Source organism: Bacteroidia bacterium, from assembly GCA_041391665.1.
Lineage (GTDB): Bacteria > Bacteroidota > Bacteroidia > J057 > J057 > JAGQVA01.
This window is the reverse complement of sequence record JAWKNO010000001.1, coordinates 430,094-443,731: the sequence shown is the minus strand read 5'-3', so window position 1 is coordinate 443,731 and position 13,638 is coordinate 430,094. Positions and strand designations below refer to the sequence as shown.

The following is a 13,638-nucleotide window of genomic DNA, read 5'->3' as shown; positions in this document are numbered from 1 at the left end:
TCAAGAATATTTTCCAGAAACTACTCTCCCCCGGGTTCTCTGCAAATATCCATAAAAAACACCAGCCTCACTCCTCCGGCGGGTGTTCACCAATGAGTTTTGTTAATTGACGCATATTAATGAGACCGATGCGGTTTAAGCGAAGAAACTCTATAGTCGCGCGACCGGTTGCAGTAAGTCCGATGATTTCCAGATAATCATCTGCCCAGGAAAAATGAGCATACCATTGATCTTTTCGGGGATGGAAAAGGTTCACTTCTGATCCTGAGAGGGGATCTATTGCCGTAGTTTTGGCAGCTTTCATACTGTTACAGCCACCACAGGAGAGTGCCAGATTACTTAATGCAGAAGTTCCACCTTTCTCCAGTGGAAGAATATGATCGATATGGAATGTATGGATTGCATTTTTCATCAGGCTCCTGCAATATTCACATCTTTCATTTGCCCGATGGATCACCTCAGCCTTTGTCTTAGCAGAAATATACCTACCAGGCATGCGGCTCAGGTGCTTTGATGCCCAATTTTTGACGGAGCACTTCCACTGAAACCTTCCATAAACCGGCAAGTACAGTAAGGTTTTGTAATCTCTTTACCTCGGCTACTTCAGTGATATCTACAAGCTCGGTCAGTTCGTCTTTTTCAGATGAAGTTAAACCAGTTGTTTTTTGTTTAAGCTGAAGCTCGTCAAACCTGCTTAGTATGGCAGGAGATATCCCCTGATTGATACTCTTAAGCAAATCCGTCTCTTTTCGGGTAAGAGCAGGCGCTTTTCGGCTGGCGAGGATGTGAGATACCTTCCCTGCGAAGTCTTCCAGAGATGTGGTATCTAATTGAGCAATCCCATCCAGAATAACCTGCATTTCGAGTCTTATTTCTGAGTTTATTGGAACTGTAGCCATAAAGCCTGCTTTCATTTTCTCAAATATAATAAAACTACCGGAAACTTCCCGCTTGTTAAATCAGCAAGACAAACATGCTCTATAATCATTCTGTTCCGGATATTCTTTTACGAAATCTCCTCCCCCGGGTTCTCTGCAAATATCCATAAAAAACACCACCGGAAACCATTAAGGCTCCGGTGGTATAGGGGTAAACACTTCGCTATTGGTTATTTTATGCTATGAGTTCCTGTGTCATGGACTCATCTATAGTCGCTGGCTGAATATCCCAATCACCGTTGAGCATACGATGTACATAACATCTGTCTGCCTGCTTCAGTATTTCAGCCTTCTGGTCTTCGGTGAGATCGCCTTCGATTTTAAGTTTTATTTTTACTGTGGTTGAGAGTTTTCCGCCTTCGCCTCTTTTGACTTCCTGCTCAAGTTCGGCATCTACATCGCGGATATCCCAATTGTTTCTTCTGGCAATGTAGCGCACGGTGGCAACTTTGCACAAAGCAAGCCCTGCAAGCACCAGTTCGGTCGGAGCGAGCCCCAGATCTGTGCCTTTGCTTGCAACGGGTTCATCTCCGACGATCGTATGCTGCCCGTTGGTGATAATAGACTGGTATCCCAGGGGAAGATTTTTGATATTTATTTTGGCATTCATTTTTGTGAAATAAGTTGTTAAATCCATGTATAGTTTGATTCCGGAGCCCATCGAAAACCGAACCCCAAACCAGTAAGATTGTAAATTTAGTCATCGGGGATTTTCCCTTCAGTGACAATTATCACACGTTTAACACTTATTTCGCCAAAATCCGATGGCTCCAATAATCCGATGGCTGAGGCTCCCGAAGCCACCGGTGGTGGGCTGACTTGCCCGGGCCTTCGAGTGACCTCAGGCACCGGGTGTTCGAGTGCCGATGGCTCCAATAATCCGGGGGCTGAGGCCATACAATCCGGGGGCTGAGGCTCCCGAAGCCACCGGCGGTAGGCTGTTATGCCCGGGCCTTCGAGTGACCTCAGCCACCGGGTGTTCGAGTGCCTCAACTGCTCGAATATTCCGCTCCGGGGGTATCTTCCTCTATCCGGATCGTTAATGGTATCTCAAAAGTATTCCAGTCAGAATAAGCGGATCGGCCTGAAAACAACAGGTTCCGCGTGCTGGTCTCTAACAGGCTCCGGGTTATGGGTTGGGGTTCCTGAATGCTGATCTGATTGAGTCCTTCTGCACTAAAATCCTCCTCCGCAAATATCAATTTGAAAATTTCCTGCGCTTCGCGGATACCTTGCTGCGTCAGATTTTCACTTACAACCGCTCTCAACGGGCTACCTTCCAATCCCCATATTCCTTCCCCGGGTTCAATCCATTGACCTTTGTTGGGTAATAAGCCCGTATTGATTTCAAAACTTGAGGACATATACACCAAAGTGCAATAGAGTCGTTTATCCGTAGTGTTCACCAGTTTGATACGGAAAGGTACCCCCTGCTCCCATGCCGGATAGGTAAGCAAACCGGCGCTATCTGCGACCTCTGATTCACCGGGATAGATTTCCAGACGTATTGCTTCAGGGGAAAGGCCGCTGGCCGGATTTACAATCTCCAGAATCTGCCGCCACCGCGCTATATGGTTGATCTGCCGGATGACCTCCACTGCTGTCTCATAGGAAATCGATTCCGTTGGGGGTAATAGCGGCTTTTCCATTCGGTCGGCCTGGCGTAGAATCAAAAATTGTTTTTTTCCTGCAAACACCTGGTAATCTGCAAGCTGCAGCTCCGCCACCTCCTGCAGGTAAATAGCCTGAGAAGAACTCAAAAACGCCTTTCTCATCATTTCGATTCCGTCTCTGTTTTCTCCGAAAAAATGAATTTTAACCGGAGAAACCGGCATACTCACTACCTGTACAGCGTAGGATTCCCTGGGGTCCAGAGATGCATTCCCTGCATTTGCAATACTTTGGTCCGGCTCCAGGGTTTCTAAAGTAATCTCTGCCAATGGCGACCGTGGTTGTTTTGATTGGGAAATACCTGACGGATACACGGCTAATATCATTTTTTCGCCATCTATGCCCGGACCTTTAAATCCGTGTGAAGTTCCTCTGTTTACGACCCACTGATTTTTTTGCTTATCAAAGTTCAGTTGAATACCGGAAACTTCACTGCGAATTAGTCCATTCAGGAAGGGAATATGCATGTCCAGTACACTGACAAGGTCTGGCACCTGGTTAGATGTCCGTTGTGCAGTACGGGTTCTCAGGCGGGTAATCAGATCCTGATATGCCAGGTTCCCACTGCTACTTCGCAGGATATCCAGCAGGGTAGCTGTCATTATTCCCATCACCTTTCCATCGCTAAATACTTCCTGAGCCGCTTCATCCCCTGAAACAGCGGTAAGCGCAAAATGAGGCGGATCGGGCTGAACAATACCGGAGACGGAATAGCTGCTCTGTGTCTTTTCCGGCTTAAATACACCGGGGGTGATATAGGATGAGATTGGGCGGATTCGGGGAAAACGCGGTGCAACCCGGCAATTTTCCGCAGTAATAGCATACGCATTATCCCTATGACTACAATCACTGATCATCAGAATGTGCGCACCTTTGACCGCAATTTCATCGAGAAGGGTGGCGATCTCCTTATCGGCAAGATCCATTCCCCCGCCAATACGACTGTCATACAGTACGATGGTTTCGTTTAGCTGATCGTCTTCCAGACTCCTGAATTCCTCCGGCGCTGGTTCCTGTGAGCCATATCCTGCAAAATAAAATAATACGGTATCGTTTTTTCTTGTTTCAGAAACTATGTTTTCAAAATTACTGATCACATTGTCCCGGGTGGCTTCCCTGTCCAGTAATGTAGTTATTTTCAGTCCGGCAAGTTGCTGATCCACACGGCTTTGAAGGAAATCGCGCATACCCACGGCATCATTCACACAACCTGCCAACGGCGGCAGGGTCGGGTATTGATTGATACCCACAATCAGGGCAAAAAACTGCGCCGCTGATTTCCCGGAGTTTTCTTCAACCTTCAGGTGTATTCTCACCCGACGGGTCATCCAGCCGGAGTATTTATTGATATTTTCGGGAGATTTTGAGATCATAACTCCGGTTTATCTGGTGGATGAGGTTTGTGAAGGAATGCGCAGTAAGCCGTTTTGCTGAAGGGCGTAGTGATCGATTTTTTCAGCGGTGATGATTGTCTGAATCGTCAGGTTTTCATCGTTATTGCCGGGAGAAACAGATAGTACGTATTGCGACCCGGTTTCAAAAAAGAAGTCGGTTTCTTCGCCCGCCTTAAACATCTGATTTCCCAATGGAGTAATACTAAAGTTTTCTCCCAAATGAAAAAGCGAGAGATACAGGTTTTTTTCCGAACGGTTTCCCGCCATAGCCCTAAGAAAAATTTTTCCGAATCTTTTTACTGTAAGAGAAACGTCATCGCCTGTCAGGATTTCTTCCTGCTCACCCAGCTTTTGAGTAAAAAATTCGACCCAAAAATCTTCCGGAAAAATACCGGCATCCGGATTTTGCAAATCTCTCAAAATGTACCAGCGTCTGATTTGCCGAAAAGCATCAAGCAGGGCGGCTAGGTCTGGTTCTATTTCGACCATAGAAGATTTTTCCTGGCCCCGAATTTTTATTTTTCCATCTGAAAATTCTACAAAACACTCCGCTTCATCATACGGACCGACAAAATAAACCCATTTTTCCACTTCCAAACCGAGAGAGCCGATCATCTCTTGAGTTGCTTTATCCGCCTGTATCCTCAACCCGTCGGTACGAACAGAATTTTTTTCTGCGTAATAAAACCGCGCTTCATCCTCGGGAAGTTCGCCGTAAAGAGAAAGTTGAGAAGTCTGAAGTCCTGCAACTCTCACTTCGAATGAGACCTCTGGCCCTTCAATGATTTGCAGTCTATCTCCACTTTTTAATCCTTCCAGCACTCCAGCTGCCAATTCCCACCCATTTTCGCTGGACCATGAAACCTGATAGCGATTGAAGTTTTTTGTTTCAGGTAAAATTTTCCCCAGAAAACCCAGGTTGGTATCAAAGCCGTTTATTGGTATAACTGCAGGCGTCTGATTTTCAGTGCGATTTTTTACCAGTGTTTGGGTCTGCAGCAGAAGATCCCCATAGGAAATATTTCCCTCGTGTAATTCCAGAATCTGAAGCAGGGAACGGGTAAATAATCCGCCGGTTTTCCCATCGATCTGGGTTTCGTTGGCTGATTCCCGATCGTCATATGTGGCGGAGAGAAGGATATATTTTGAAATGCCCGGCTGGGAAACGGTCTTTGTCATCCGGCTGCCAAAATTTGAATCAATCGCAATAGCCATATGCGGCTGATTCTTTCCTGCTTCATCCAGCAAATTCACTAATTCGTGGTTATACAGCATTTTTCCATCGCCTGTACGGGTACTATTATAGCAAACCAGCCCGGGTTCTTGCGGGGAAGAAATTTCTTTTCCTTTAAGATATACCTGAGGTAAATCTGCATGCCCGGCAAAATAGATAAACACGACATCCTCCGGTCCCGCAAGGCGGAAATGTTCCCTGAAATTCTGAACGACATTTTCATAAGTAGCTTCCTGATTGGTAAGCGTCAGGATACGAAGGTCTTTGTCGCTGTGATATTTACGGAGATACGCTGCCATTGCGCGCACATCGTTGACACAGCCATTCAGTCTGGGAATCCCGGCATTTTCATACTCATCAATCCCGATGAGCAGGGCATAAATCTGTTCGCCATCATGTCCGGGGCCTTGTTTTTCGCGGCGGAGTTTACCGCCCACTTCGCGGGGGATGGTAAGCAACCCGCCTGGCGCGGTTCCTTTTCCTGATTTTTGCAAATCAGGTTCGGGGATACGGCTGAATGCGGTAATCGCTGCCTCTGTACGGTCGTACAGCAGATTTTTCGTACCGCGGCTGTAGTTGAGCAAATGCTCAAGCCGCGAAGCATAATCCGTTTCAGGATTTACCTGAAGACGGAGTTTGTACTGCCGGTCGAGGTTTTCGAGCCTCGTGTTGAGGCGAAGCTGGGCATGCGTGTCCTGTTTTTCATATGCCTTTTGCAGATCGTCATACACCTGCCGGATGGCAAAGTCAGGATTAAGGTATACTTCAATCGCCCACTGTTGTGTCTCGCGAAATGCCTGTGTCCGTTCGTCCGTGCCGGTCAGACATTCCGCCGTCCAAACCTGGATAAAGTCTGCAATCTGCTGCACTCGCCCGGGGCCTCCCGCTACGGGTGTCTGCTGGAGATACTGAAGCAACGCAAACCTGATACCTGGAGACATTTCATACATTCCCGCACTAACTTCTTTGACCAGGTCGGACAAGAGGAGGTCAGATACTGCCATATAGGGAATATATTTTATCTCTCCGTTTTTGTTGGGAATGGTTCTGAAATTCAGCCAGAGTTGATATAACAGCCCGGGAGTGAGCAACACCGGAAATGCCGCATGGCAGGCAAACAGCCAGTGGGCTTCGGGGTGATAATCCCCGGGCTCATCGGCATAGCGGTTGTACCAGGCCTCCAGCCGAATGTACTCTACCTCGTCCATACTGTCTTTGCTTACAGGTGGATTTCGTTGGTCGGATATTCCGGGTGGAAGCATACGTTTATCTTTAGTAATTACAACTGGGGGTTTCCTTTGAGTACTTGTACAGAGCGATCCATCCCATTTCGCCAGGAGTCTGCATACAACATGGCCTCCCGGGCACTCATACATTCGTACATCGGCACAAGCTTTGAGATTTCCTCTGCGGTTGTTCCCGACCATCGATAGGCAGGGACGGGATTCAGCCAGGCGATTTTTCCGATATAGGACTTTAACTCCCGCAGAAAAACTGCTGTCTGCTGCACCCTGATCGGGTTATAATTTCCTCTCGCACCACCGGCATCACTGAAAATTAATACGGAGGTGTAGGGCGACCGGTTTTTTAGCCAGACCCGTGTACGGGCAAATCCTTCTACCTGATTGCGGTTTTTATACAAATATCCCTGCGGATTATTCTGAAAATAGTAAACCTCCGCATGGGGGTGGCCCCCGCCCTCCCGCGCAGCCTGAGCCAGTTGATCTGCCAGCAGATCAAAGGCAATCATCGAACCTCCGTGATCTATCAACAGAAGCAGGTGGCTTTTATTTATAACCGAAGGGCGGAAAACCACTTCAGTAAATATTCCGTCCCGGGCAATATTCTTTACCGTTGCGGGAATATCTATTTCATCTGAGTTTCCTCCATGGACAAGATTGCGCAAAAACCGCCAGCTTTGTTTCATTTCCCGGAGTGAAAAGGGCAAATACGAGTCGTCGAGAATAAAACCTGTAGCCGGAACCGAACGGGAAGTCGGGGCAGATTCTGCCAGGTTTAAATCCAGTACCTGCCCAATCGCTTCGGTCTCTACTTGTGCGCGTTCTTCCGAAATAGTTTGCTGTGTCTGGGGTTGGCTTTCAGGCTTTTCAGCGGGTACTTTGCTGGGGTTTTCGGGAGGTTTTTCTTCCGGTGGTTTTTGCTCTTTTGCAGTTTTCTCCTCCGCGGCTTTCTGCGCTTCTGCTTCAACCCGATCGATCACCATGGTCTCTGCGCCAATGACTTCGTCAAGGACTTTTCGCAGATACCCGCGGTTGTCAGGCGCCTTCAACCAGATGGTTTCACACAGTCGGGCGAGGTTATCGCGGTTTTCCCAGCCAAAGCCATTTTCCAGCGCCAAAAGGAGCAAATGATATTCGTCCACCCCGACAGGCAGATTCAGCTCTTTGCGAAGGCGGGAAAACACGCGCCAGAGCAGGAGTTCCCGGGTTGAGGATAGCGGCTTTACAGACATATCATCGGGCTCCGGTGAGTGCTTTAGCTTTAACTACATGCAATTGGTAGTCAGTATAACTTTTAATCAGGGCATGATGGTGGAGAATATTCCCCGCATCCAGCTTTTCAACCAGCTTCTTTACAATGTCTTCTGACAAGGCTGCTACCAGTTTTCGGGGAAATTCCGGATCAGCCGCATCCAGACCACCGATTGCCGTTGCAACAGTCTGCTGGATATCAGCGCGATCTTTTTCGGCAATTTCTCCGTGAAATAAACCGGCGATCATTCCGGGCAATTTTTCCGGATCGGATATATTTTTCCCTTTCACCTTCTCCTCGAGGCTGGCCAGTACATCTTCGAGGAAATAATAATTTACGACCCGCACCCAGTCTATCAATTCGCTGGTTGAGACTTTCTTTTCAGTGTTGAGTTCTTTTTGCATATCAGCGCGCAGCCGGTCAAATCGCCTTACAGCTGCCTGAAGGAGGTTTTCGGCAAGAAACGGGAAATTTGCCCGCACGATGGTCTGTAAAATGGTTTCCCCCGGAAACTCCACAAAATGGAAAAGGCAGCGCCGCAGAAATGCTTTTGGCAGTTCTTTTTCATCATTGCTGGTGATGAAGATTAGCGGAGGATAACCTGCGGAGATTTCCTCTCCGGTTTCATCTACAGAAAACCGGAGCTGGTCGAGTTCGAGCAGCAGGTCATTGGGGAAATCGATATCGGCTTTGTCCACTTCGTCGATCAGGAGAATGGCCGGATGTTCTTTTGTAGAAACCTTAAAAGCTTTTCCCAGCGGGCCAAATTCGCGGTAGTTCTTTTTGGCTTCTTTCTTTTCGGCAGCGGTTTTAGGCGCCTGTTTCAATTCTTCCGGATCACGCATCTGCGCGTCGCGCAATTCGCCTACATAGTCATAGGTAAACAGTCCGTCGCGGGCTTTGGAAGTGGATTTAATATTCCATTCAAAGTAATGATTGTGATATGATTCCCGGTATAGTTCAAAAGCGACGGCTTTTGCCAGACGGGTTTTGCCACAGCCGGGCTCTCCTTTTAGCAGAAGCGGGCGTTTGAGAATACGCATCAACGCCACAGCTTCCTGAATTTCATTGTTGGGAATGTAGGGCGCAATGGTTTCCCTTTTGGGCGGTTTTCCATTGAGTTGATCCCAGTCAAAAGTCTGTGGTTCCTTCAACGCTTCACCTGTATAGGCTATGTTTTGTATATTTTTTTCTTCCATGAGGGATAATATTTAACTCCAGGGTACAGGGCTTTGGGCAAAAGTTCTGAATATTTTTTCAAGTACAATTTCGACGGGTTTTTCGTTCCATTCGTCCAGATATGACTTACCGGTCTGGTCTGATGGCTGATCGATAGCGAGCAGGTTGGTTTGGGGAAAGGTATCTTCCAGTCGCAAAAAGCTCACCCACTCTTCCAACTGTGTTTTTTTCAGCAAACCAATCGGAGGAAGAAGAATCAGCGGTTCATTACTGGTTTCGGCTTTGGGTTGCAGGGTGATTCCTTTTACCGGGTCGGGATTAATTTCGTCGCGGCTGCCGGCATTTTCTACAAGAAAAACGATCAGTCTGCGGTCATTGCCGGGAAGCCTGAGATGCTGGCAAAGTCCGTCCCAGAAAGTCTGAATGATTGCATTTCGTTCGCGGGGAAGGCATTCGTGAAAATTTTCCCACCGGAGAATGACATGTTGGGTAAGCAGTGATTCGTACAGGTTGCTGCATACAGAGGCGGCCTGGTCTGCAGGCCCAAAACCGAGCGCGTTACTTGTCAGTTGCCAGATATTCTGCGTGGAGGGAACCGGATCAAGGGCATGTTCCCTATGGGCAAATTCGATATGCGTGGCAGGTTTTATTTCGTCGTAAAGCCCCACCAGCTTTTGCATGATTTTTAGCAGGAGTCGCTGTCCGTCGCCCTGTGAGCCGCGGATATAGATCATTTTTACCCGATCGGAAAATTTTACACCGGGAAAGTTTCTCTGAGGCTGAAAATTGAAATGCACCAGATTTTTCCGCAGGATATTTTCCGTATGGCGGAGCCTGCTACCCGAAATTTGTTTCTGAAGTTTCGCGATTTCAGCTTTGAGTTTTTCGGCTTCGGGGCCATCGGCGCCCAGATAAGGTAAAGCCATAACACTCGCCACCGCCGGGTTTTCCAGTGCGGCCAGTACGGCCGGATTGTCTTTATGTATTTTCTTCAGATCTTCAATAACTTCCGCCTCAGTCTTACTTGTCTTATGGAGTTCAGTTTCTTTTTCCTTCAGCATTTTTTCCAGCTCGGAAACAGGCGTTTCCCCTGTTTTTTTTGCATCGAGCAGCTTCCAGTTGGCCGCGTCATCTGCTCCGGGGCGAATAAATAATTCCCACCAGAACTTATCCTCCGGCACATCATCTTCGTCACCAAAGTCAAAAGACCCGCGCAGCTCTGCCCATTCGGAAGTATAGTCATTTGATTTTATCGCCATTTGGGCAGCGGCGAACGCGGCTTTTACAGACATATAACTCAGGGCAAAAGCATCGTAAAAAGCCTGAGAAAAATCCAGTGCTACCTGATCGGGAACAGGGCGGTGCGTGGCAATCAGCAAAGGCGTACAATCAGCCAGCAGGATATCCTTAAACGCTTCGGTCGTACAGCCGTTGAGAAATACGAGTGTGAGATTGGGCATATCCCGGAGAAAATCCGCCAGAGATTGTGCGTCAAACTTTTGTACTTCTCCAGTTTCAGAAATCAGGCCCAGATGCCGGTCGTCTGCGTGACCGGCAAAATGAATCAGGCGAATACGGGTTTTATTCTGATTTTGGTTGATCAGATGGAAAAGCTCCTGAACAGAAGTTTCGCCTTCCTCGAGGACTTCACATAGCGCATTCACCTGAGAAGGATTCAGGAAATTGGAGATTTTACGGCGTTCCAGAACAAGGTTATTCAGCCTGCGGCCTGTCTGAGGACTATTGGCACAAGCAACTACAAGCAGTGGTATGTCGTGAAATTCCGGCATCAGGTATAAATATAAACACGATGATCCGGATTTGGAAGATGTGAGGGAAAAGGATTATTATTCCCATTATAATAAACCGTATGGACGCACTTAGCAAAAAGGAAATTGAGTTATTCATTCAACAGTTTGAGGCAAAAACATTGCCGAAACCACAATGGACCCACGAAGCACACCTGGTCGTTGCAGTTTGGTACTCATACAGCTATGGTTTTTCTGAAGCACTCAGGCTCATCAGGGGTCATATCATTAAATTTAATGAATCTGTCGGCACACCGAATACAGATACCAGCGGGTATCACGAAACCATGACACGGTTCTGGCTGATTTCAACAAAAGAATTTCTGATCCGTCAGGAATTCACTTCGCTTGTAGAAGCGTGTAACGCTTTTTTGCATTCCGATTTAGCAAAAAAAAATCTTCCGCTGGAATTTTACAGCCGGGAAAAACTGTTTTCCATTCATGCACGACACAACTGGGTCGGGCCGGATAAAAAGCCATTGGAAAAACTAACAGAATTCCTCAAAAAAAATGTGAAGGAAGTACAAACCCACGCTTCACTCAGCGATGCTTTATTTGAAAACTTGTTTGAGATTGGAACTTTTCCGGTTTCCCTATTTAGCCATGAAGCACATTTGAGGCTGGCCTGGATTCATATCAAAAAATATGGAAAGGAAAAAGCTGTTGAAAACGTCTGTTCCCAGTTATTACAATTTGTAGAAGCTGTCGGGGTTTCGGATAAATATAACCAAACCCTGACCATAGCAGCAGTTAACGTAGTAAACCATTTTATCAATCAGTCGGCTACGGATAACTTTTTCGACTTTATTGCCGAATTTCCACAATTGAAAAACAATTTTAAAACACTGATAACCAACAGTCATGATTTACATAACCCAATTCATTTATCTGAAAGAAGGTAAGGAGGATATCTTCATACAATTTGAGGATTTTGTTCTCCCTTTAATGAAACAATACAATGGAAAAATGATCTACCGGCTACGTCCGGATGAGCATGCCTATGTGTCAGGGGAAGAAGAAAAACCTTACGAAATTCATTTTGTCGAATTCGACTCCGAAGAAGACCTGAATAACTATATGAAAGATGAGCGCAGACTACAATATACTCATCTGAAAGATGCGTCTGTGCAATCCATGCTTTTGATCAAAGGGGCAAGGATGTGAGGTAGGATTAAACGTCTACCTCTTATTCAATCACATTTGCAACCAGCACGGCTCTTCCCTGAGCTGCTGTTATTTCAATGAAGTAAATCCCTGCCGGCACCCTCAGATTCAGTTCCATTTCAGCAGTATTGCGGAAGGTCTGATGTTGAATCAGTTTTCCTGATATATCCAGCACATTGACCCCAGCTTCAACCAGGTTTTCGGTTGAAGAAATGCGGATTTTTCCCGTTGATGGGTTTGGGTATAGCTGAAAGTTATGGAGCCACAGGTTGTCTGTGATTTTATCTGCGACTTCTCCCAGTTTTAGTATAAAAATATCATTGCTGCCCATGGATGTGTGGGAGGCAGTACCTGCGCCAGGATCAAAATCAACAGTTTCTGTATAATGACCTGTAACATATACATTTCCCATCATATCAACCGCAACTGCTTCAGCGACTTCACCGCTGGTTCCACCTAACGTTTTCACCCAGAGCAGATTACCTGCACTGTCTAATTTTTGAACAAAAATATCGAGGGAGCCAACGGCGGTAAAACTTGCAGTATCCGGTCCCGGATCGAAATCAACAGTTTGCCTGAAATAACCGACCAGGTACATATTCCCTTCTGCGTCAGTGGTAACACCTTCACCCGAATCTGAACTTGTACTCCCTGTCGAATTTGCCCATAGAAAATTTCCGGAAGGGTCTGATTTTTGCACAAAAATATCGATAGACCCTTTGGTAGTCAGATTCACTGTTCCAGCTCCCGGATCGAAATCTGCAATACCTGCAAAAAAACCGGTAGTATAGACATTCCCATGAAGATCTGTTGCGATAGATAAGCCACCATCATCTGAACCACTTCCAAAACTTGTTGCCCAAAGCAACGATCCTGCCGGATCCAGTTTCAGTATGTAAACATCTGCACCGCCATTAGTTGTAAGCGGAAACCCACCCGCTCCGGGATCGAAGTCAACTGTTTTTTCAAAATAACCCGTCACAAACACATTCCCCAGGCCATCAGTTGCCATCGCATGACCTTCCTCAAAGCCGGTTCCACCAATTGAAACTGCCCAAAGGAGGTTCCCGGAGGCATCGGTTTTTTGCACAAAAATATCGATAAATCCGGCAGAGGTCAGATTATATACGCCAGCACCCGGGTCAAAATCGCCGGTTCCGTCGAAGTATCCGGTAATGAATACATCCCCCGAAGGATCAGTTGCGACGGACAGACCAATATCTGATTTGTTTCCGCCCATCGCATTTGCCCAAAGGAAGTTGCCGGAGTCATCGAGTTTTAATAAAAAAACATCTTCACTTCCATGGGAAGTGAGAGTAGAGGTACCTGCACCAGGATCAAAATCGACAGTCCCGCCAAAATAGCCGGTAACATAGATATTATTTTGATTATCGCTGGCAATATCATATGCGCCACAACTCAAAGCAGCGCCCCCTATATTTTTGACCCAGATGAGGTCCCCGGAAGGCCCTGTTTTTTGAATAAAAATATCCGTTGCACCAATGGACGTAATATTTAGTACTCCTGCTCCCGGGTCAAAATCTGCCGTTCCGGTAAAATACCCGGTGGTATAGGTGTTGCCCGCAGCATCGGTGGTTATGCTGTATCCTTTATCTGTATTTGCGCCACCCATCGATCCTGCCCAGGAGAAGTTTTGGCCAAACGACTGATTCCCTGCAAATAGTAGTAGAAATACGCAGGTGGCAATGGTGATTTTCTTCATTTTTTTGATTCAATTTAGGAAATATCACGTTACT

At 46.8% G+C, this 13,638-nt stretch carries 12 protein-coding genes; 2 read left to right on the top strand and 10 right to left on the bottom strand.

Going from position 1 to position 13,638, the window contains the following annotated elements; translation table 11 throughout:
• Positions 1-67: 67 nt before the first annotated feature.
• The 9 genes from R3D00_01765 to R3D00_01725 all read right to left on the bottom strand — a co-directional run bounded on the left by R3D00_01765 (position 68) and on the right by R3D00_01725 (position 10,699).
• Positions 68-496, bottom strand: a complete 429-nt coding sequence (locus tag R3D00_01765) for an HNH endonuclease (protein ID MEZ4771877.1) — start codon at positions 494-496, stop codon at positions 68-70.
• Positions 486-899, bottom strand: coding sequence for a hypothetical protein (locus R3D00_01760; GenBank protein MEZ4771876.1), 414 nt, complete (start codon positions 897-899; stop codon positions 486-488). The genes R3D00_01765 and R3D00_01760 overlap by 11 nt, the downstream gene beginning before the upstream one ends.
• 214 nt (positions 900-1,113) lie before the next feature.
• Positions 1,114-1,548, bottom strand: coding sequence for an OsmC family protein (locus tag R3D00_01755; GenBank protein MEZ4771875.1), 435 nt, complete (start codon positions 1,546-1,548; stop codon positions 1,114-1,116).
• A gap of 86 nt (positions 1,549-1,634) precedes the next feature.
• On the bottom strand, positions 1,635-1,931 hold the full coding sequence (locus tag R3D00_01750; GenBank protein ID MEZ4771874.1) for a hypothetical protein: 297 nt from the start codon (positions 1,929-1,931) through the stop codon (positions 1,635-1,637).
• Positions 1,928-3,982 (bottom strand): caspase family protein, encoded by a 2,055-nt coding sequence (locus R3D00_01745; protein ID MEZ4771873.1) that lies wholly within the window; start codon positions 3,980-3,982, stop codon positions 1,928-1,930. Before R3D00_01745 ends, R3D00_01750 begins: the two co-directional genes overlap by 4 nt.
• 9 nt (positions 3,983-3,991) lie before the next feature.
• Positions 3,992-6,499, bottom strand: a complete 2,508-nt coding sequence (locus R3D00_01740) for a caspase family protein (GenBank protein ID MEZ4771872.1) — start codon at positions 6,497-6,499, stop codon at positions 3,992-3,994.
• 17 nt (positions 6,500-6,516) lie between these two features.
• Positions 6,517-7,710, bottom strand: coding sequence for a hypothetical protein (locus R3D00_01735; GenBank protein MEZ4771871.1), 1,194 nt, complete (start codon positions 7,708-7,710; stop codon positions 6,517-6,519).
• Position 7,711: 1 nt separating this feature from the next.
• The gene (locus R3D00_01730) at positions 7,712-8,929 is read right to left on the bottom strand and encodes a MoxR family ATPase (protein MEZ4771870.1); all 1,218 of its coding nucleotides are present in this window, start codon (positions 8,927-8,929) and stop codon (positions 7,712-7,714) included.
• 12 nt (positions 8,930-8,941) lie between these two features.
• A complete protein-coding gene (locus R3D00_01725; GenBank protein ID MEZ4771869.1) occupies positions 8,942-10,699 on the bottom strand; it encodes a CHAT domain-containing protein in 1,758 nt (585 codons plus the stop codon).
• Positions 10,700-10,779: 80 nt separating this feature from the next.
• Between R3D00_01725 and R3D00_01720 the strand changes: the two genes are divergently transcribed.
• Together R3D00_01720 and R3D00_01715 are read left to right on the top strand one after the other, a co-directional pair.
• Entirely contained in the window at positions 10,780-11,619 is an 840-nt protein-coding gene (locus R3D00_01720; GenBank protein MEZ4771868.1) for a hypothetical protein, read from the top strand.
• Entirely contained in the window at positions 11,579-11,881 is a 303-nt protein-coding gene (locus R3D00_01715; protein MEZ4771867.1) for a DUF1330 domain-containing protein, read from the top strand. Before R3D00_01720 ends, R3D00_01715 begins: the two co-directional genes overlap by 41 nt.
• A gap of 22 nt (positions 11,882-11,903) precedes the next feature.
• Here the strand turns inward: R3D00_01715 and R3D00_01710 are convergent, their stop codons facing one another.
• Positions 11,904-13,604, bottom strand: coding sequence for a T9SS type A sorting domain-containing protein (locus R3D00_01710; protein MEZ4771866.1), 1,701 nt, complete (start codon positions 13,602-13,604; stop codon positions 11,904-11,906).
• Between the last annotated feature and the right edge of the window lie 34 nt (positions 13,605-13,638).

Coding starts and splice junctions, on each gene's coding strand:
- R3D00_01760 (MEZ4771876.1), bottom strand. CDS start 899: ATGGCTACAGTTCCAATAAACTCAGAAATAAGACTCGAAATGCAGGTT.
- R3D00_01720 (MEZ4771868.1), top strand. CDS start 10,780: ATGGACGCACTTAGCAAAAAGGAAATTGAGTTATTCATTCAACAGTTT.
- R3D00_01765 (MEZ4771877.1), bottom strand. CDS start 496: ATGCCTGGTAGGTATATTTCTGCTAAGACAAAGGCTGAGGTGATCCAT.
- R3D00_01710 (MEZ4771866.1), bottom strand. CDS start 13,604: ATGAAGAAAATCACCATTGCCACCTGCGTATTTCTACTACTATTTGCA.
- R3D00_01735 (MEZ4771871.1), bottom strand. CDS start 7,710: ATGTCTGTAAAGCCGCTATCCTCAACCCGGGAACTCCTGCTCTGGCGC.
- R3D00_01725 (MEZ4771869.1), bottom strand. CDS start 10,699: ATGCCGGAATTTCACGACATACCACTGCTTGTAGTTGCTTGTGCCAAT.
- R3D00_01730 (MEZ4771870.1), bottom strand. CDS start 8,929: ATGGAAGAAAAAAATATACAAAACATAGCCTATACAGGTGAAGCGTTG.
- R3D00_01755 (MEZ4771875.1), bottom strand. CDS start 1,548: ATGAATGCCAAAATAAATATCAAAAATCTTCCCCTGGGATACCAGTCT.
- R3D00_01715 (MEZ4771867.1), top strand. CDS start 11,579: ATGATTTACATAACCCAATTCATTTATCTGAAAGAAGGTAAGGAGGAT.
- R3D00_01740 (MEZ4771872.1), bottom strand. CDS start 6,499: ATGCTTCCACCCGGAATATCCGACCAACGAAATCCACCTGTAAGCAAA.
- R3D00_01745 (MEZ4771873.1), bottom strand. CDS start 3,982: ATGATCTCAAAATCTCCCGAAAATATCAATAAATACTCCGGCTGGATG.